The sequence below is a fragment of the Gemmatirosa kalamazoonensis genome, from assembly GCF_000522985.1.
GTDB classification, from domain to species: Bacteria; Gemmatimonadota; Gemmatimonadetes; order Gemmatimonadales; family Gemmatimonadaceae; genus Gemmatirosa; species Gemmatirosa kalamazoonensis.
This window is the reverse complement of record NZ_CP007128.1, coordinates 563,764-583,043: the sequence shown is the minus strand read 5'-3', so window position 1 is coordinate 583,043 and position 19,280 is coordinate 563,764. Positions and strand designations below refer to the sequence as shown.

Here is a 19,280-nt window from a genome sequence, read left to right as displayed (position 1 = left end):
TCTACGTTCCACCGGGCCACGCGGGCGCGTCGTCCGGCGGCGGGTGCGGCACCCCCGTTGCACCGCAGCGGCTCGACCTCCATCCCGTTCGCCGTGCCTTCTGAGCTCTTCCACCGGCGCCGTGCCGCGCTCGCCGCGCTCCTCGCCGTCGGGTGTGCGCGTCCCGCCGCGCAGGTGATGACGCCCGTGCGCATCGACATGAGCGGCAACGTGGTTGGCGCGGCGCGCGCGGCGGACGCCGGCGACCCGTTCCAGATCTTCGCCCCGCTGGGCCGCGTCGACTGGCCCGGTCCGAACCCGTACCGCGCCGCCTCGGGCGCACCCGGCCCCGCGTACTGGCAGCAGCGCGCCGACTACACGATCGCCGCCACGCTCGACACGGCGAACGGCGGCACGGTGAGCGGGCAGGTGACGATCCGCTACACGAACAACTCCCCCGACACGCTGCGCTTCGTCTGGCTGCAGCTCGATCAGAACCTCTACCGCCCCGGCAGCAAGGGCTCAGCGATGAATCCCGCCGAGTCGCGCTGGGGCGTGCGCGGGTTCAAGGGCGGCTACGATCTGAGCGACGTGCGCGTGGACGGCCGCCCGCCGGTGGGCGCGCCGAAGATCGACGACACGATGATGCGCCTCGATCTCGACGCGCCGATCGCACCGAAGGGCGGGCGCGCGACGATCACGCTCCGCTTCCGGTTCGCCGTCCCGGAGCACGGCTCCGACCGCATGGGCCGCGACGGCACGCTGTTCGAGATCGCGCAGTGGTACCCGCGCATGGCCGTGTACGACGATGTGCGCGGGTGGAACACCGACCCGTATCTCGGCCAGGGCGAGTTCTACCTCGAGTACGGCGACATCGACTACAGCATCACCGCGCCGGCGGGCTACGTCGTCGCCGGCAGCGGCGTGCTGCAGAACGCGCCGGAGGTGCTCACCGCGGACCAGCGCGAGCGGCTCGCGCACGCGCGCACGCTGAGCGCCGCGCCGGGGCGTCCGGAGACCGTCGCCGCGGTCGTCACGCGCGAGGAGGCGGCGGCCGCGCGCACGCGTCCCGTGTCGGGCACGAAGACGTGGCGCTTCCGCGCCGAGGACGTGCGCGACGTCGCGTGGGCCGGGGCTCCCGACTTCCGGTGGGACGCGACGAGCTGGAACGGCATCCTGTGCCAGGCGTTCTACCAGATGGAGAAGGCGCACCGCTCGTGGGAGAGCGGCGCCGAGCAGACCTGCTGGTCGATGCGCACCTACTCCACGCTGTTCTACCCGTATCCGTACCCGCAGGCGACGAGCGTCGCCGGCCCGGTGGGCGGCATGGAGTACCCGATGTTCGTGATGGTGCACTACGGCAGCGACGATCCGTCGTCGATCTTCAGCACCGTCGATCACGAGCAGGGGCACGAGTGGTACCCGATGCTCGTCGGCTCGAACGAGCGGCGCTACGCGTGGATGGACGAGGGGTTCAACACCTACATCAACGCGTTCTCGAACGAGCGCCGCTATCCTGGCATGAGCGCGTACGCGGGGTACGTCGGCGACTGGCGGCAGGCAGTGGAGCAGCGCACGCAGGCGCCGCTCATGACGCGCCCCGACTGGATCGACGCGCGCGCGTTAGGCGCGATCGCGTATCGCAAGCCGGGCGTCGCGCTGCTCACCTTGCGCAACCACGTCGTCGGCGCCGACACGTTCGACCGCGCGTTCCGCGAGTACACCCGGCGTTGGGCGTTCAAGCATCCGACGCCGGGAGACTTCTTCCGCACGATCGAGAACGTGAGCGGGACGGATCTGTCGTGGTACTGGCGGAGCTTCTGGTACACGAGCGACGTGCTGGACATCGCCGTCGACAGCGCGGCGACGCACACGACCCCCGCCGGCACCATCGCGACGCTGTACCTGCGACGCACGACGAGCATCCCGTTCCCCGTCGCGGCTCGGCTCAAGCTCGCCGACGGCAGCGCGCGCGACGTGCGCTTTCCGGTCGACCTGTGGGCGCGGCCGAGCACCGGCGACCGGATCGAGGCGAGCGTCGAGGTGCCGGCGCGGGTGGTGGGCGTCCGGCTGTGGCCCGACGGCACCGTCCCCGACTTCGACGCGACGAACGACACGTGGGGGGACGCCCCGCCGGCCGGGGCGTCGGGGGCGGTCACGGTGGTGCCGTGAACGCATCGCAGACACGCCGGTAGCACGGCCCGCCGGCCGTTCCGGCAGCCCCGAGTCGCCAACATTTCAGTATGCGTTTCGGGAGATCTTCGGTAGATTCCTTGAGCCCAGGGGAGCGAGGTTCTGGAATCGCGGGGACGGGTTCGGGGTATCATTCCGACGTCGGCCCGCTCCGCGGCCGACACTCGTTTCCGTTGCTCGCAGGACGATTTTCCGAGGTAGCACCCGTGCTCGTGACCGTGACCCCCCGCCTCCGCATCCATCGCGACGAGGTTCTCTGCGCGATCCTGCGAGGCAACAGCGTGCTGCTGCGCTTCGTCGGCATGAAGCCGATGCGCGTGCCGGTCGACGATCTGACCGACGAGGCGCGTCACTGGCTCCTCCCGTCGCTCGCGCCCCGCGACATCCCGCTCGACGAGGGCGAGGAGGTCGAGGAGAGCGTGGAGGAAGAGGTCGAGGAAGAGGAGGAGCCGCGCAAGGAGCGTAGAGCGTAGAGCGTAGAGCGCAGAGCGGGCTCCGAGGACTCTCCCCGGGGCCCGATCTGCGCTCTACGCTCTACGCTCTACGCTGCCTGTAAGGCTTTCCGGCACTGGCCGTGCGATCAGGGTCGGCTAGATTCCACGACTCTTCGTGGGATCGTCGTTCGACCTTGTTCTTGGAGTGATGCGAGATGCCGGAGTTCGGTAGTTGGGCGACGCACTGGTGGAAGCCCGTGCTCTTCATCGTCGTCGCCGGGCACCTCACCAACGTCTGCGTGACCCTGTTTCTGCACCGGGCGCAGACGCACCGCGGCGTGAAGTTCCACTGGCTGGCCGAAGTGCCGATGCGCGTGTGGCTGTGGCTGACCACGGCGATCAAGACCAAGGAATGGGTCGCCTGCCACCGCAAGCACCACGCGTTCGCCGACCGCGAGGGTGACCCCCACAGCCCGCTCCTCGAGGGGCTGCGCAACATCATGCTGAAGGGGGCGCTCTATTACCGGCAGGCGGTGCGTCAGCCGGGCGTGCTCGAGAAGTACGGCAAGGGCACCCCGAACGACTGGCTCGAGCGGCACCTGCTCGACAAGCGCTCCGCGTTCGGCATCCTCGTGATGCTCGGCATCGACATCTGGCTGTTCGGCTTCTTCGTCGGGCCCCTCGTCTGGGGGATCCAGATGATCTGGATCCCGTTCTGGGCCGCAGGGGTCATCAACGGCGTCGGCCACGCCCTCGGCTACCGCAACTACGAGGTCAAGGACGAGAGCCGGAACATCAGCCCGATCGCGATCTGGCTCGGCGGCGAGGAGCTCCACAACAACCACCACGCCGACCCGCACTCGGCCAAGTTCGCCCACCGCGGCTTCGAGCTCGACATCGGCTGGATCTACATCCGGGCGCTCTCGCTGCTCGGCCTGGCGAAGATCAAGTACGCCCACGGCGTCTCCGGCTACGACCGGGACCGTGGCGAGGACCCGACCGCGAAGGCTGCCGCCTGACCGGCCCGCCACCCTCGGACGTCCATCGGCTCCCCACGCTTCGGCGTCGGGGAGCCGATTAGCTTTCCGGGGGTACCCAACGATCCAACGTCCGTCCGTAACCATCGAAAATGCCAGACGTTACCTGCTCCCGCTGCGGCCAGACCCGGGCCGGGTTCGAGAAGCCGCCGATCGGCGTCACGGGTGCCACGGGCGAGCGCATCGTCCGCGACATCTGCCAGGACTGCTGGGGCCAGTGGCTCCGCCAGCAGACCATGCTGATCAACCACTACGGCCTCAACCTGATGGACCCGCAGGCCCGGACCTTCCTCGCCCGGCAGCGCGACGCGTTCCTGTTCAAGACGGATCTGACCGATCAGGTGGACACGTCGAAGCAGGGCACGATCAACTGGTGAGGCGTGCGCGCCACACGTGTCGTCACACGTGGCGCCACGCACGCACAGAGGGCAATTGGTGGTCCGCTTTCACGACTTGACTTTAGTGTCAACGCGTGAATAATTGCGCCCATGAGCCCTGTTCTGACCTCCCCGCGGCCCCGCACTTCGCGTCGGCCTGCGATCCACCGGAGCCCCTTCTCGGTGGACGTCGTGCTGCTGACCGTCCTCGACGGCCAGCTCGCCGTCGCGCTGCGCCGCGCTCCCGCGGCGAAGGGCGGGGAACGGTTACGGGAGCGGTGGGTGCTGCCGTGGGGCATCGGCCGCTTCGAGGAGACGTTCTCCCAGGGCGCCGAGCGCATCGCCGCCGAGACGCTCGGTGAGGCGCCCGACTGGCTGCTCCAGATCGGCGCGTTCGGCGACGGCCGCCGGCACCCCGGCGCCTCCGAGATCTCGGTGGCGTTCGTCGGGCTCGTGCCGGTCGGCACCTCGCTGCCGTCGGAGGACGACGCGGAGTTCTTCGCCATCGCCGACCTGCCCGCGCTCGCCCCGCGCCAGCGCGCCATGGTCGACGCCGCGGTGGAGCTGGTGCAGTCGCGCGTGAGCCAGGCGCCGGTCGCCTTCCGCCTGCTGCCGCCGACGTTCACGCTGAGCGAGCTCCAGGAGATGTACGAGCTCCTGCTCGACCGCCCGCTCCACAAGGCGAGCTTCCGCCGCTCGCTCCAGGCAGCGCGCATCGTCGAGGCCACCGACGAATGGCGGAGCGAGGGGCGCGGCCGTCCGGCGCAGCTGTTCCGCTACGCGCCCCGCCGCCGCAAGAACCCGCCGCGCGGCGTCCGGTTCGAGTAACCGTTCACCGCCCGGCACGACGTCACGCGGCCCCCGACCGATCGAGTCGGGGGCCGCGTTTCACATCGAGACTCACATCGCGCCCGGCCGGCGCGTCGCCTGCCAGCGCCGGATCGCGAGCGCCAGCGACAGGTTGTCGCACGCGAGGGGCCGCAGGCGGTCGAGGGCCCCGTCGGCGTCGGACGCGTTGCACTCGGCGATGATCGGCGGGAGGTGCCCCGAGCGGCGCAGTGGGTCCGATCGACGTTCCACCCACAGGCGTGCGTGATGACCGCGCGCGTCGATGACCGCGTCGATGGCGACGTAGCCGCCACCCGGCAGCTCACGGGTGTAGAGAATGGCGCGCGACACGGGAGGGCGGGAAGACCGGGGGAGGCGGGAACGGCGGGACCCCGGTGGTGCGCAAGGGAGAGGCGCCCAATGTGTGTCATCACGTCCCTTGCGGCAATATCCTCCGTCGCCGCCCGTCCCAATTCCGGGACTTCGGGCGCGCCCCGCCTAACCCATGAGCGAGCGCCAGCGCGTCATGAGCGAGTCCCGCTGGCGCGTGACGGTGCGGATCGTGTAACGCTCGGGCTGCAGCGTGGTCGTGACCTGCCGCCACGTGATCGGTGTGGAGACCGTCGCGTGCGGCCTCGCCCGCACCGAGAACACTGCGGCGAGCGTCTTCCCGGCCGCGTTCTGCAGATGGTCGACGTACACCGTGCCGCGCCGCCGCTCGTCGAGCGAGCGCTCCACGGTGGCCATCTCCGGATGCTCGGTGGCCACCTCGCTCGCGATCTCCTCGGCCAGCGATGCCGCGTCGTCGAACGACGAGCCGCCAGGGAGCGGGATCAGCATGTGAATGCCGCGCGATCCCGACGTCTTCGCGGCGCTCGCGAGGTGCCTCCGCGCGAGCGCGTCGTGGACGAGGCGCGCCACCGCGATGACTCCCGCGAAGCCCGCCTTCGGGTCGGGGTCGAGGTCGAGCACCGCGTAGTCGGGGCTGGCGATGGAGCCGACGCGCGAGTGCCAGACGTTCACCGGGATCGTGCCCAGCTGCACCGTGTACAGCAGCGTGGCGAGGGCGACGCCCGGCTCGTCGACGGGGCCGCCGACGAGGCGCCGTTCGGCCGGCTCGCCGCGCTGCACGACGACCTCCTCGACGCGGACGCCGTCGGGGGTGTTGTCGCCGGGGTCGTGCTGGTGGAACGACGGGCCGTCGATCCCACCGGGGTAGCGGCGAAGGACGAGCGGGCGGTCGGCGATGGCGTCGAGGAGCACGGGGGCGACGCGCACGTAGAACCGCATGAGGTCGCCCTTCGTGATCCCATCACCGGGGAAGTACGGCTTGGCGAGGCTCGTGACGCGGAGCGTCACGTCGCCCGGGAGACGCAGCTCCCCCTCGCCGTCGCCGCGCTCGATCGCCTCGAGCTGGGCGACGACGTCCGCGAAGGGATCGGCCCCGGCTCCGCGTCGCGGAGGCCGGGGCCGACTCGAGCTCTGGGTGCGCCGTTTGGCGGGCATGCCGTCCGGGTGGGGTTCAGACCTTCCGGACGTTCGCCGCCTGTGGGCCCTTCTGTCCTTGCACGATCTCGAACTCGACCTGGTCGCCCTCGGCCAGGCTCTTGAAACCGGTGGACTCGATCGCGGTGAAGTGTACGAAGACGTCCGGTCCCCCCTCACGGCCGATGAACCCGAAGCCCTTGGCGTCGTTGAACCACTTCACGGTGCCGGTCATACGATCCATGCCGCGTACCTCTCTTCTCTTTCGAATCCTACGGGGTGTCGGTGGAGCCCTCGCCAAAGGCTCGGCGGCGGCGGGCGGTTCGGAATCGGACGGGCGAGCAAATCTCGGACCCTTACACCGGCGTCACGTTCGACACGCAAAAGCCCCGGGGCTTCGTGCGCCCCGGGGCCGTTCCTTGCTCTTCGTACCCGTCAGCCGATCAGTCGACGCTCAGGCGGCGCCGGCGATGTACTTAGCAAAACGCCCGCAGCTCGTGCAGCGCAACGTGACGTGCGCGCGAGGCAGCGGGGGAATCTGGGAGGGGTCTCTCTCGATGGGGCCGGAGCAGGACGGACAGCTGAGTGGCGTGCCGGCTCGATCGCTCGTGATGAGGTGGAGCGCCTGCGCCGGGTTGTACGTGTTCGGGCGTGGCTTACGCATGACCCCTCCTGATGGGTGCCGCCGCTTCGAGTTGACGAAGCGGAGTTTCACCCCTGAATGGTAACCACGAAAATGATCTGTTCACAGTGGCGGCGAGGCCTGCCACGGCGACGATCGATCGTGCTCGATACAGTTACGCATGACGGGGCACTGGCGCTGAGGCGTCTCGTCACACGGGGGGTGCTGGCGTTGCTGCCGCTCCTGGCCGGTCTCACCGGGTGCGGCCCCCATGCGCACGTCCCGCCCGTTCCCTCCCCGCAGACCATCGGTGCCGACACCGGACGCGTCGCCCGACTGGCGCGGGCCCTCGCGCCAGTGCTCTACCTGCAGCACGACGAGTGGTTCCCGTTGAGCCGCGCCGTCGCCGTCGTGCATCCCAGCCGCCGAGTCATCGCGTACCACTTACTGTGGAAGGACGATGTCTTCGGCGCGTGGATTCCCAGGACCGTGCCCACCGACGAGGAGATCGTCTGGGTCGGCTACGACACGACGGGGGCGCCCACCGAGGTGTGGACGTACTGGCACGGGACGATCCTCCACACCGCGTGGCCGAAGCGGCAGGTCGCGATCGACGTGCAGTGGGGGAAGCACGGCTCGCTGCCGCACGGCATGCTGCTCGGCGGGCTGCCGCGCTACCAGTCGCTGAACTCCTTCTACGTGATCCAGTCGCTGCTGATGCCCGACTTCTGGCTCGGCAACCTCACGCGAAAGGGGCCGCTGTGCTTCTGTCACGGGTACCGGCGGTACCGCGACTTCGACCACACGGAGCTCCTCGCCGACCATCTCAGCGCCGTCGTCGTGGCCGAGGACCCGAAGCCCGTGCTGCGCGCGGTGTTCGGGCAGCCCTACTCGGAGAAGCCGGCGTGGCCGTGGAAGAACGATCTCTCCAAGGTGAAGGAGATCTCGTAACTCTCTAACGGCGACCGGGTGACGGCGACGGCGTGACCGCGACGGCCCAACGCCGACGGCCCAACGGCGGCCGTCAGTCCCAGTCGTGGCTCCGGCGGTAGACGCGGCGTCCCAGGCGCCAGCTTCGCTTCGACGTGTCGGCGCCGTCGGCCCACAGGTCGGGGTCGTCGAGCGCGTCGAGGAAGTCGGTGGCCTTCGCGCTCGCCTCGTCGGCGCGGTGGACGATCTCCGCCTCGACGGTCATCGGCTCCACGGGGCTGCCGAACTCCAGCTTCCCGTGGTGCGACAGGATCAGGTGCTGGAGCTCCACGAGCTGCGCGTCGCTGCACAGCGGCTTGCCGAACGCCGCGAGGCGCCGCTCGAGCATGAGGATGCCGAGCACGACGTGGCCGACGAGGAGGCCGCAGGGCGTGTGGGTGAAGCCGCCGGCGCCGATCTCGTACGCCTCCACCTTGCCGATGTCGTGCAGCAGCGCGCCGACGACGACGAGGTCCTCGTTCGCGCGGCGCACGGTCTTCGCGGCGGCGACGGCGATGCGCGCGACCTCGAGCGTGTGCTGCAGCAGCCCGCCCATCTTCGCGTGATGGCCGTTCGTGGAGCCGGGGGCGCGCTCGAAGCGCGTGCGGAAATCGTCGTCGCCGAACACGAGCTGCAGCACGCGGCGCAACGTCTCCGACCGCACGGTGTTGCGTGCCCGGTCGAGCGCCGACCAGAGCACGTCGAGGTCCTCGTCGACGTGGGGAAGGAACTCCTCGGGGTTGAACTGCTCCGCGGGGAGCACGCGCAGCGGCGCGGTGAGCTTGAGCTGACGCTTGAGCTGCCCGTTCTTCTCGTACGGCGCGACCTCGCCGATGGCCTGGACGATCTTCCCGCGGTCGGCCCCGTCGGCCCACTCCATCTGGCTCGGCCAGATGGGCGCCGTGTCGATCTGCCCGGACCGGTTGCCGAGCGTCAGGATGACGAACGGCTCGCCGGTGGCCGCCATCTTCTTCTCCGTGCGCTCGCGCACCAGCAGCTCGTGCTGGACGCGGGCGCCGAACGACAGGGACGGCAGAGACAAGAGGGCCATGGGCGAGTAAGCTCGGTCGCTGCGTGATTCTGAGCAAGTAGGCTGCCGGGGCCGGCGCGGTGAGAATGCGGCGCGGCTGCGTCCGTTTCCTGGCGACCAGGAGGGACACATGCCCGTGGTGCACTCGCTCGTCGCGTCGCTCGCCATCCCGATCGCGCTCACGCTGTCGTCGCCGAAGATCGTCGGCGGCAACCCGCTCACGGCGACGATCGCGCTCGCCGCGCCGGCGCCGGCGGGAGGCGTGGAGGTCACGCTCACGAGCTCGAACAATTCGGTGGCGCAGTTCGGCGGCCGGCTCGCGCCGGCGATCGGCACGTCGCAGCTCACGATCGCGGCGGGGAGCGTGAGCGCGACGTTCCCCGTTCGCACGTTCGGCGTCGCCGCGCCGACCACGGTGACGCTGAAGGCGGCGGTGCTCGGCGGCACGGGCACGGCGACGCTGACCGTGGTCCCGGCGTCGATCCTCTCGCTGACGGCGGCGCCGGCATCGGCGATCGGCGGCACGGGCGTCACGGGGACGATCACGCTCGACGGCGCGGCGCCTCCCGGCGGCGCGACGGTGACGGTGCGGCCGGCGCTGGCGTCGGGGCCGGCGACGTTCCCGGCCACGGTCACCGTGCCGGCGAACGCGACGTCGACGTCGTTCGCGATCGCGACGACGCCGGTCGGTCGGCAGACGACGGTGTCGTTCGATGCGGCGCTCGGTGCGTCGGGCACACCGACCAGCGCGACGTTCACGCTGCTGCCGCCGACGATCGGCGCGCTGCTCGTGCTGCCGCCGACGGTGGTGGGAGGCGGCGCGGCGACGGCTCGCGTGAAGCTCACGGGCAAGGCGCCGCTCGGCGGATTCCCGGTGTCGCTGACGTCGTCGGGCGCCGCGGCGAGCGTGCCGTCGACGGCGCTCGTGCCGGCGGGGACCGACCAGGTCGACGCGCCGGTCGCGACGACGCCGGTGCCCACCACGCAGACGATCACGCTGCGCGCCGCGCGCGGCACCACGACCGGCGGGATCACGACGACGCTGGTGGACGGATCGAGCAACACCGTGCAGGTCGGCGAGACGGCGCCGAGCCCCGGGACCGCGACGGCGACGCTGTCGGTGACACCGCCGCCGCCGCCGCTCGCGTCGTTCACGGTGCGCCCGACGACGGTGACGGGTGGGCTGAACGCGATCGCGACGCTGACCGCATCGAGCGGCGTGACGGCGCCGGTGACGGTGAGCCTAACGAGCGACCACCCGCAACTCGTGACCGTGCCCGCGACGACGACGGTGCCCGTGCCGCCGCAGGTCCGCTCGCTCACGTTCACGACCGCGGCGACGACGTCGCCGGTCACGGTGACGGTCACGGCGACGGCGGGCGCGCAGTCGATCACGACGACGCTGACCGTGGTGCCGTAGCGCGCGATGAGACGGGTCGCTGCGACCGATGCTTGACGGCCGCGGCGGAGGGCGGCAGCTTCGCGGCGACCCAACCGGCTGGTGGCTAGGGTTCCGGCACGCGGCAGCGCGGCGAACTGCCTAACGCGTGCGCTGGACCGAGCGCCACGGAAAGCCGCCCGGCCGAGGCGGCAGGCACCCGAAGCGCAAATCGCTCGAGGGGATAGGTTGGCGCGCCGCAGGCGCGCGCAGCCGTCCCCTCGTTCGCGTGAGGTGCCCCGTGTCCGTCGCCGCGCTGTCGCTCGTGCTGGCCGCCGCGTTCGTCCACGCGACGTGGAACCTGCTCGCGAAGCGCGTGAGCGCGACGACGAGCGCACCGGCGTTCGTGTGGCTGTACGGCGCGCTGTCGGCGGCGCTGTACACGCCCGCGGCGCTGTGGGTGCTGCGCGACGCGCCGCCGCTCGGTGCGCTCGATCTCGGGCTCGTGGCCGGCAGCGCGCTCGTGCACCTGGCGTACTTCCTCGTGCTCCAGCGCGGCTACCGCGACGGCGATCTGTCGGTCGTCTACCCGCTCGCGCGCGGCACGGGGCCGCTGCTGTCGGCGACCGCGGCGGTGGTTCTGTTAGGCGAGCGGCCGAGCGTGGTCGCCGTCGCGGGCATGCTGCTCGTGGTGATCGGCGTGCTGCTGTTCGCGTCGCCGGGAAATGGCGAGGGCTCGCGCCGCGCGGGTGTGGCGTTCGGGCTGGCCACCGGGGTGCTGATCGCCGCGTACACCGTGTGGGACAAGTACGCGGTGGCGACGCGCGGGATCTCGCCGCTCCTCATGGAGTGGGCGACGAGCCTCGCGCGGGTGCTGCTGCTCGCGCCGGTCGCGTGGAAGGGGCGAACGCTCGTGCGCGAGGCGTGGCGGCGGCACCGCGCCGCCGCGCTCGGCGTCGGCGTGCTGAACCCGCTGTCCTACCTGCTCGTGATGATCGCGATGCGCACGACGCCGGTGTCGTACCTCGCGCCGGCGCGCGAGATCAGCATTCTCGTGGGCGCGGTGATGGGCGCGCGGATCCTGAAGGAGGGCGACGTCGCGCGGCGCCTCGTCGCGGCGGCGGTGATGCTGTTAGGCGTGCTCGCGCTCGCGTTAGGCTAGGGCGCGCCGGCGTTCGCCTTCGTCACGAGCTCGATGGCGACCGGCTGCTCGGCGGGGACGGGCTGCTTGTGCAGCAGCTTCCACGCGCTCTCGACGGCGCGGCGGCCCATCTCGGCCGGGTGCTGGGCGATGGACGCGGCGAGGCGGCCATCGCGGATGGCGGTGCGCGCATCGGCCTGCGCGTCGAAGCCGACGACGAGCGGCGGCGGTGCCTTGCGCGCCGCGGCGATCGCCTCGAGCGCGCCGAGCGCCATGACGTCGTTCGCGGCGAAGAAGCCGCGCACCTGGGGGTGTGCCTGCAGCGTGTTCTGCGTGACGTTGAACGCCTGGTCGCGCTCCATGTTCGCCGGCTGCGAGCTGACGATGCGGACGTTCGGGAACCCGGCGACCGCCTCGCGGAAGCCGCGCAGGCGCGAGTCGCTCGTCTCGTGGCCCGGCACGCCCTCGAGCACCGCGACGTCGCCGCGGCCGCCGAGCTGCTCGGCGAGGAACTTCCCGGCGAGGCGGCCGCCGTCGACGTTGTCCGATCCGATGAACGTGGCGATCGTGCCGCCCGCCTGACGCAGCGCGGCGGTGTCGAGGCGCGTGTCGACGTTCACGACGGGGATGCCCGCCCGGTTCGCCTTCACGACGGCGGGGACGATCTCGCGCGAGCCGTTCGGCACGATGGCGAGCACCTTCACGCCGCGCTGCACGAGGTTCTCGACGATCTGCATCTGCGCGTTGGGATCGATCTCGCGCTCCGGCGCCTCGACGACGAGCCGCACGCCGAGGCTGTCGGCGGCGGCGGTCGCGCCCTGCACCATGTCGACGAAGAACGGGTTGTTCAACGTCTTCGGCACGAGCGCGACGACGGGCTTGCCGGCGTCGGGGCCGCGGTTGCAGGCGTTCAATGCCGCGAGCAGGAGCGCGGCGACGATCGTTAGGCGGGAGCGCGTCATTTGGTGGGCTTCTCCGAGCGGCGGCGGAGCGTCATGTCGACGACCACCGCGGCGATGATGACGAGGCCGATGGCGACCTGCTGGAGGTACGACGAGACGCTGAGGAGGTTGAGACCGTTGCGCAGCACCGTCATGAGCAGCGCGCCGACGAGCGTGCCGAGGACGGTGCCGGCGCCGCCCATGAGGCTCGCGCCGCCGATGACGACGGCGGCGATCGCGTCGAGCTCGTAGCCGAGGCCCGCGACGGGCTGCGCGGAGTCGAGCCGCGCCACGAGGAGCACGCCGGTGAGCGCGCTCGCGACGCCGCTCAGGACGTAGACCACGCGCTTCCACGCCGACACGCTCACGCCGGAGAGCGCGGCGGCGACCTCGTTGCCGCCCACCGCGTAGACGTACCGGCCGAGGACCGTGCGCGTGAGCGCGACGTGCGCGGCCGCGTAGACGGCGAGCATGAGCAGCACCGGCGCCGGAATGCCTAACGGCTCGGCGTGCGCGATGGCGCGCACCGACGTCGGGAAGCCGGAGATCGGCCGCCCGCCGGTGAGCATGAGCGCCGCCCCGCGCGCGACGGACATGGTGCCGAGCGTGGCGATGAACGGCGGGAGACGCCCCGGGGAGACGAGGAGCCCGTTCGCGAGACCCGACGCGCCGCCGACGACGAGCGCGGCGAGCACGGCGAGCACCGTCGGCAGACCGGCGTGCGACGCGGCGCCGAACGCGATGCCGGCGAGCGCGACGAGCGAGCCGACGGAGAGATCGATCCCGCCGGTGAGAATCACGAACGTCATGCCGACGGACAGCACGCCGACGATCGCCGACTGCTCGAGAACGTTGACGAGGTTGTCGACGGTGGCGAAGTACGGCGTCGCCGCCCACAGCACGAGGGAGAGCAGCAGCAGCCCGGCGAACGTGCCGGCCTCGCGGCGGTGCAGGAGGCGCGCGAGCGTCACGCGCCGGCCGCGTGCCGGTAGGCGTCGATGGACTCCATGCCCGGCACGCCGGCGACGGCGTCGATCAGCGGCGGCGCGCCGGTGACGCCGCGCTCGTCGCGCAGGCCTAACGCGACGTGCAGATCCCACAGCCACCGCCGCGCCGCGCGGCCGGCCATCTCGAGGTCGCCGGCGATGACGCGGCGCAGCACCTCGCGCGCGAGCGTCAGCCCGGCGGGGAACACCTCGGCGACGCACGCGGCCTCGTCGAGCGTCGGCTCGGCTTCGGCGTCGACGGTCTCGCCGGCGCGCAGCATGGTGGCGGCGTCGGTCGCGCCGGTAGCGGCGCCGGCGACGAGGCGGTGCGCACGCGCCGCGCGGCGGACGGCGACGGCGCGCAGCAGCGGGTCGCGGCGCAGCACGTCGAGCAGCAGCGGCTCGCCGATGGCGCCCTCCGGCGCGCGCTCGTAGGGCTCCGGCGCGAGCGGGCCGGCGAGCGCCTGCTGGCGAGCGTCGTCGGTCATGGCGTCGGTCCAGTCCCAGCGGTCCGACGCGGCGTCATAGGCGCCGAGCACCGCGTCCTGCATCTCGTCGGCGTAGTCCTCGGCGATGCTGCGCGCGCGCTCGCCGACGTGGGCGAGCGGCGCGGCGAGGCGTTGGGCGCGCTCCTGCGTGGGCTCCTCGGCGAGCTCCGCGGCGAGCGACGCGAGGTACTCGTTCCACGCGGCGAGCCCCGGCGGCGCCTGCAGGCCGAGCGCGGCGCAGAGCCGGCTCTCGGGATCGTCGAGCAGGAGGAACGGGTGCGTGCCGGGCGCGCCGCGATCCTTCGCGGCGTGGATCGCGCACGCGGCGAGCGCCACGCGGGCGCGTCCCGCGCGCTCGTGCGCCCGCTCCCGCGCCTGCTCGCTCGGCGCGCGCTCGCCACGCGCGGGCGGCGCGACCGAGGCCGCGACGTCGGCGAGCAGCGACCAGAGCGCGAACGGGCTCGCCGCGCCGCGCAGCCCGCGCCGGCCGTCGCCCTCGACGAGCGCGCGCGCGGCGTCGCGCGCGGCGGCGGCGTCGAGAGACTTCGTGAGCGCGCGGTAGGCGGCGGCGTCGAGCACTACTCGTGTCATGGGCCCGAATCTATCCACGGAGGCGGCGGAAGCCGAAACTGCGGAACCGGAAACTGCGGACGCCGGAGCTGCGGAAGCGCCACGCGCTTGCACGGCACTCGATTCGGCCGTTCTCAGTCTCGAACGACTCGCACCGTGTCCGTTGCGGTTGCGGCGCGGTCGCCGGTGCGCACCGTCACCTCGAGGCGATAGGTGCCGGTGGCGTCGGGGGGCCAGGTGAGGGCGAGGGAGCGGGCGGCGGCGACGTCGTTAGGCCGCGCGGCGTCCACGAAGCGGACGGCGACCGGCGTCGGCGGGCCGCCGGCGAGCTTGAGGGCGCGGCCGAGTCGCGCGTACCACGCGGCGTCGATGCGCGTGGCCTGCACCGTGACCTCGGCGGAGTCCGCGCGCGGCAGGTACGTCTCCCAGTAGAGTCCCACCGGCATGCCGGCGACGATGGTGTGCGTGCCGAGCGCGTCGCGCGCGAGCTGCTCCACCGTCGCACCGGGCGCGGCGGCGTGCGCGAGGAGCAGCAGATCGGAGACGACCGTGTCGCGCGGCAGCGGGGCGAGCCCCGTGCGCGCGCGGGCGGCGCGGCCGCGCGCGGGGGCGAGCAGCTCGACGCTCGCCAGATACGCCGCGCGCGGCACGGCGACGATCAGCGCGCCGGCGGTCGTCGCGCTGTCGCGCGCCACCGTCGTCATGCGGCCCGCGGTGTCGACGAGCACGAGCGCGGCACGCAGCGTGTCCGGGCGCGTCGAGTCACGCGGCATACGGCGCCGCAGGTCGCGCGCGGAGTCGGCGCGCGCGGAGTCGCCGTGCCACACGCCGTCCCGCGCGACGCTCCACGCACCGACGACGAGCGTGGAGTCGCCGCGGCGGAAGCGCGCGAGCTGATGCTCGAGCGGGCGCACGCCGCGCCACGCGTAGCGCGGTGCGTAGCGCATCGCGGGAAGCCGCGCGTCGAGCTCCCAGTCGTCGGCCTCGCTCGTCGTCGGCGACTCGACCGCGTCGGCGCGCGGCACGAACGCGTAGCTCGGCGTCGGCTCGTGTCCGATGACGGAGCGCGACTCGCTGCCGAGCATCATCGTGCGGTCGGCGGCCGACCACGCGGTGGGCCACCCGAAGCGCACCTCGGACTCCGCGAGGTCGTCGCCCCACGCCATCTGGTACTCGATGGCGCCCTCGGAGCGGATGCGCGACATCGTGCGGCGCGCCAGCAGCTCGCTGCGCAGGTCGTTGCCGGGGAGCGAGAGCAGCGGCCGCGCGGCGACCCAGAAGCGCCGCTCCCACGCGTCGCGCGCGGGGCCGCACGGCTGCCGCTTGTAGCTGCGCTCCAGCGCGCCCTCGAGCCACCACGCGAGGTCGGTCCAGCGACAACGCTCGGCGGACGGCATGAGCGCGAGCGCGGAGTCGAACGCGGCGGCGGCGGCGGCGTGGTCGCTGCGCTCGTGCCACGCGAAGCCGCGGAGCGCGGCGCACCACCATGCCGTGCCGCGACAGGCCGTGGCCGCGCGCAGCGCGTCGTCCCACCGTCGCGCCTCCACGAGGTAGCGCACCGACTGGCCGGCGACCCAGTCGCTCGTGGAGTCGTCGTGCGCGGCGCGCGACAGCCGCTCGATCAGCGCGTCGCGGGCGGTCGCGATGGCCGCCGGCTCGAGCGGCGGCGGGATCTCATGATTGTTGTCCCAGTAGCAGAGGCGGCCGATGCGGACGTCGCACGGCCCACCCGATCCGCCGGGCCACGTCGGCATCCGGTCGCGGCGGCGCAGCTCGAAGTCGCGCTGGGCGCGGCGCGCGGCGGCGACGGATTCCGGCGCGGAGCGAGGGCGGGACCGGGGGGGCGCCGTGGACTGCGCGAGGGCGAGCGGCGCGAGCAGTGCGAGGCAGGCGACCGCGGCACCGGAACGCATGACTCGGAATCTAGGGCAGGAGGGCAGGAGCGCAGGAGGGCAGGAGGGCAGGAGAACTCGAAAGCTCTCCTGCCCTCCTGCGCTCCTGCCCTCCTGCCCTCGTCCTATCAGCGCTCGTCGTCCTCGGGCTTCGCGGTGAGCAGGAAGCCGATGCCGCGGACGGTGCGGATCTCGGGGGTCGTGATGGCCTGGCGGAGCTTCTGGCGCAGCCGCGCGACATGCGCGTCGACGACGTTGGAGCCGGGGTCGAAGCTCATGTTCCACACGCGCTGGAGCAGCTCGGCGCGCGAGACCACCTGCTCGCTGCGGAGCATGAGGTACTCCAGCATCGAGAACTCCTTCGGCGTCAGCGACAGCGTCTTGCCGTCGCCGGTGACGACGCGGCCCAGGCGGTCGACGGTGAGCGGGCCGAGGTTCAGGACGTCCGGCGGGCCGGAGCCGCCGCGACGGATGGCGGCGCGCACGCGCGCCCGCAGCACGTCGGTGCTGCCGAGCGGTTTCAGGAGGTAGTCGTCGGCGCCGGCGTCGAGCCCGCGCACGATGTGCTCGTCGTCGCCGCGCCCCGTCATGATGAGCACGGGCGTGGTCGAGCCCGCGCGCCGCATCGCGCGCACCACGTCGAGGCCATCGCCGTCCGGCAGCTCGAGATCCAGCAGGATGGCGTCATACGTCTCGTCGAGCGCGCGGTGGGCGCCCTCCGTCGCCGAGTCGCTGACGTCGACCGTGTACTCGCTCTCCAGCGCTCGCGCGACGACTCGGGCCACCATCGGCTCGTCCTCGATCACCAGGACGCGCAAGTCTCCTCCAGGGGATGGTCGGTTCGGTGGCATGCTAACGGGGCCGGTCCATGTCGTGAAGGCCCAAAACCTTACGCCTCCGTCATAGTGTGCCTAACGCGTGCGTCGCGTGGGCAGCGTGACCGGGATCGTGACGCAGAACGTGCTACCTCTTCCGGGCGCCGACGTCACGCCGAGACTCCCGCCGAGCAGCTCGGCGAGCCGCCGTGAGATCGGCAGGCCGAGGCCCGTGCCACCCGGCGTCGCACCCGGCAGCTGCACGAACTCCTCGAAGATCCGCTCCTGGTCCGCGGGCGCGATGCCCGGGCCGTGATCGGTGACCTCGATGAGCAGCGCGTCGCCCGCCGTGCGGCGCCGCTTGCCGCGCCCACGCGTCGGGACCGGCGCGCCATGCGGCAGTCGTGCGCACCGCAGCTCCACCGGATGCCCCGCACCGAACTTCGTCGCGTTCGACAGCAGATTGAGCAGGACCTGCCGCAGCCGCCGCGGATCCGTCTCGACGGTCGCCACGCAGTCGGTCCCATCGAGCCGCAGCTCGCATCCGCGCTCCTCGGCGAGTGGCCGGATGGTGACGAGCAGATCCTCGAGCAGCTCCTCCAGCTTCACCGGCTCGACGACGATCTCCGTCTTGCCCGCCTCGAGCTTGCTCAGATCGAGCACGTCGTTCACGAGCTCTAGTAGATGACGCGCTGCTCGCTGGCTTCGCTGGATGCCGTGCTCCTGCGTCGACGAGAGCGGCCCGTAGACGCCGGCGAGGAGCAGATCGTTGTACCCCAGAACCGCGTTGACGGGCGTGCGGAGCTCGTGGCTCATCGCCGCGAAGAAGCGCCCGCGCAGCGCATCGGATCGCTCCGCCGACTCGCGCGCGCGCACCTCGGCCGCGGTGATCTGGAAGAGCAGCGCGCCGAGCAGCAGACCGAACAGCGCGACCGCGCTCACGATGAGCGTGTTGCGCGTGCTGGCGGTGGTCTCGGGGAGCGGCGTGAAGACGAGCGTCCACACGCGCCCGCCGACGTCGAGCGGCACCACGCTGAGGAGCCTCGTCGCCTCGTCCGCGGACGCGGCGCGGCGTCCCTCGGCCACGTGCGCGACGGGCGCGCCAGGGGTCGCGTAGAGCGGGGTGCTCGTCGTGTCGATCCCGTCGAACACGCGGAACGCGACGCGCGGCTCCTTCTCGCTGCCGAAGATGCCGGCGAACAGGTCGCCGCCGCGGAACGGCGCGTAGACGAAGCCGCGCAGGGCCTCGCGGCGCGCGGCCGTGTCCGCCGGCGTCACGCCCCCCGTGTAGACGGGGACGTAGACGAGGAATCCCGACTGCTCGTCGGCGTCGATCTCCTGCTTCAGTCGCACGACGCCCGACGCGGCGGGCAGGCCGGTGTCGCGCGCGCGGTCCATCGCGTCGCGCCGCGTCGGGTCGGTGTGCATGTCGTAGCCGAGCGCCGCGCGGTTGCGCGCGTCGCGCGGCTCGAGGTAGACGATCGCGTGGTACTCGTCGCGTACACCCCCGGGCCACACGAACGTCGCCGGCGATCCGTCGCGGCGCACGGCCCGCGCGAGCGCCGCGCTGTCGACACGCGGGCCGACGTCGAGCCGACGACTGAAGCCGATGCCGCGTACGCCTCGGTAGTGCACGCCGAGCTCGAGCCGGTCGACGTAGGCGCCGAATTCCGCGGCAGTCACGTCGTCGCTCGCCGCGAACAGGCCGCGCGCGCCGTAGAGCAGCGCGACGTAGGTGTCGAAGCGGCCGCTCACGCGATCCGCCGCGGACTGCACGGCGTTGTCGAAGCGCGCCGCGTCGGACGCGTGGAGCGACATGAGGACGAAGCTCGACGCGGCGACGGTGAGCAGCAGCGTGCCGGCGAGCATGAACGCGGGGAGCCGCGCACGCCACCACGGCCGCCGCAGCCCGCGCGCGGCGGACATGAACACCGCGTGCGCGCTGACGCTCGGCCGATCGTCGAGGACGACCCGCTCCTTCGGCCGCTCCGACGCCGACGCGGCGCTCGCGCCGGCGCCAGCGCTGCCGCTCGACGCGTCGGCGTCGGGAGCATCGCGTGCGGGATCGGCGTGCGGCGGGACGGACATGGGGGCACGGGGAGCGGGAACCATGCC

The 19,280-nt window shown here is 72.3% G+C and carries 18 protein-coding genes; 8 read left to right on the top strand and 10 right to left on the bottom strand.

Annotation, left to right across the window (positions count from 1 at the left end):
* Nucleotides 1-93 precede the first annotated feature (93 nt).
* The 5 genes from J421_RS02525 to J421_RS02505 all read left to right on the top strand — a co-directional run bounded on the left by J421_RS02525 (nucleotide 94) and on the right by J421_RS02505 (nucleotide 4,848).
* Nucleotides 94-2,151: a M1 family metallopeptidase gene (locus J421_RS02525; protein WP_148306120.1), complete on the top strand. Its 2,058-nt coding sequence runs from the start codon at nucleotides 94-96 to the stop codon at nucleotides 2,149-2,151.
* A gap of 227 nt (nucleotides 2,152-2,378) precedes the next feature.
* Complete coding sequence (locus J421_RS02520; RefSeq protein ID WP_025409587.1) at nucleotides 2,379-2,645, top strand: hypothetical protein; 267 nt, start codon at nucleotides 2,379-2,381, stop codon at nucleotides 2,643-2,645.
* Nucleotides 2,646-2,821: 176 nt separating this feature from the next.
* A complete protein-coding gene (locus tag J421_RS02515; RefSeq protein ID WP_201773085.1) occupies nucleotides 2,822-3,625 on the top strand; it encodes an acyl-CoA desaturase in 804 nt (267 codons plus the stop codon).
* A 110-nt stretch (nucleotides 3,626-3,735) separates the two neighbouring features.
* Nucleotides 3,736-4,020 (top strand): oxidative damage protection protein, encoded by a 285-nt coding sequence (locus J421_RS02510; protein ID WP_025409586.1) that lies wholly within the window; start codon nucleotides 3,736-3,738, stop codon nucleotides 4,018-4,020.
* Nucleotides 4,021-4,212: 192 nt separating this feature from the next.
* Entirely contained in the window at nucleotides 4,213-4,848 is a 636-nt protein-coding gene (locus J421_RS02505) for an NUDIX hydrolase (RefSeq protein ID WP_148306119.1), read from the top strand.
* A 72-nt stretch (nucleotides 4,849-4,920) separates the two neighbouring features.
* Here J421_RS02505 and J421_RS02500 read toward each other — a convergent pair whose 3' ends face one another.
* The 3 genes from J421_RS02500 to J421_RS02490 form a co-directional block, all read right to left on the bottom strand.
* A complete protein-coding gene (locus J421_RS02500) occupies nucleotides 4,921-5,199 on the bottom strand; it encodes a hypothetical protein (protein ID WP_025409584.1) in 279 nt (92 codons plus the stop codon).
* Between the two features lie 147 nt (nucleotides 5,200-5,346).
* The gene (locus J421_RS02495) at nucleotides 5,347-6,354 is read right to left on the bottom strand and encodes a DNA polymerase domain-containing protein (protein WP_025409583.1); all 1,008 of its coding nucleotides are present in this window, start codon (nucleotides 6,352-6,354) and stop codon (nucleotides 5,347-5,349) included.
* 16 nt (nucleotides 6,355-6,370) lie between these two features.
* Complete coding sequence (locus J421_RS02490) at nucleotides 6,371-6,577, bottom strand: cold shock domain-containing protein (protein ID WP_025409582.1); 207 nt, start codon at nucleotides 6,575-6,577, stop codon at nucleotides 6,371-6,373.
* 735 nt (nucleotides 6,578-7,312) lie between these two features.
* On the opposite strand from J421_RS02490, the gene J421_RS02485 reads away from it, so the two are divergent.
* Nucleotides 7,313-7,906, top strand: coding sequence for a hypothetical protein (locus J421_RS02485; RefSeq protein WP_025409581.1), 594 nt, complete (start codon nucleotides 7,313-7,315; stop codon nucleotides 7,904-7,906).
* Nucleotides 7,907-7,979: 73 nt separating this feature from the next.
* On the opposite strand, the gene J421_RS02480 is transcribed toward J421_RS02485, so the two are convergent.
* Nucleotides 7,980-8,975 (bottom strand): 3'-5' exoribonuclease YhaM family protein, encoded by a 996-nt coding sequence (locus J421_RS02480; RefSeq protein ID WP_025409580.1) that lies wholly within the window; start codon nucleotides 8,973-8,975, stop codon nucleotides 7,980-7,982.
* Between the two features lie 109 nt (nucleotides 8,976-9,084).
* On the opposite strand from J421_RS02480, the gene J421_RS02475 reads away from it, so the two are divergent.
* Complete coding sequence (locus J421_RS02475; protein WP_025409579.1) at nucleotides 9,085-10,374, top strand: hypothetical protein; 1,290 nt, start codon at nucleotides 9,085-9,087, stop codon at nucleotides 10,372-10,374.
* 259 nt (nucleotides 10,375-10,633) lie between these two features.
* Complete coding sequence (locus tag J421_RS02470) at nucleotides 10,634-11,494, top strand: DMT family transporter (RefSeq protein ID WP_025409578.1); 861 nt, start codon at nucleotides 10,634-10,636, stop codon at nucleotides 11,492-11,494.
* Here J421_RS02470 and J421_RS02465 read toward each other — a convergent pair.
* From J421_RS02465 to J421_RS02440, 6 genes are all read right to left on the bottom strand, one after another.
* Nucleotides 11,491-12,435, bottom strand: a complete 945-nt coding sequence (locus tag J421_RS02465; protein WP_025409577.1) for a sugar ABC transporter substrate-binding protein — start codon at nucleotides 12,433-12,435, stop codon at nucleotides 11,491-11,493. The two genes, J421_RS02470 and J421_RS02465, sit on opposite strands and share 4 nt — an antisense overlap.
* Entirely contained in the window at nucleotides 12,432-13,385 is a 954-nt protein-coding gene (locus tag J421_RS02460; protein WP_025409576.1) for an ABC transporter permease, read from the bottom strand. Before J421_RS02460 ends, J421_RS02465 begins: the two co-directional genes overlap by 4 nt.
* A complete protein-coding gene (locus tag J421_RS02455; RefSeq protein ID WP_148306117.1) occupies nucleotides 13,382-14,479 on the bottom strand; it encodes a hypothetical protein in 1,098 nt (365 codons plus the stop codon). The genes J421_RS02460 and J421_RS02455 overlap by 4 nt, the downstream gene beginning before the upstream one ends.
* A gap of 113 nt (nucleotides 14,480-14,592) precedes the next feature.
* On the bottom strand, nucleotides 14,593-16,371 hold the full coding sequence (locus tag J421_RS02450; RefSeq protein WP_025409574.1) for a hypothetical protein: 1,779 nt from the start codon (nucleotides 16,369-16,371) through the stop codon (nucleotides 14,593-14,595).
* A gap of 107 nt (nucleotides 16,372-16,478) precedes the next feature.
* Nucleotides 16,479-17,168, bottom strand: coding sequence for a response regulator transcription factor (locus J421_RS02445; protein WP_025409573.1), 690 nt, complete (start codon nucleotides 17,166-17,168; stop codon nucleotides 16,479-16,481).
* A gap of 93 nt (nucleotides 17,169-17,261) precedes the next feature.
* On the bottom strand, nucleotides 17,262-19,253 hold the full coding sequence (locus J421_RS02440; RefSeq protein WP_025409572.1) for a CHASE domain-containing sensor histidine kinase: 1,992 nt from the start codon (nucleotides 19,251-19,253) through the stop codon (nucleotides 17,262-17,264).
* Nucleotides 19,254-19,280 lie beyond the last annotated feature (27 nt).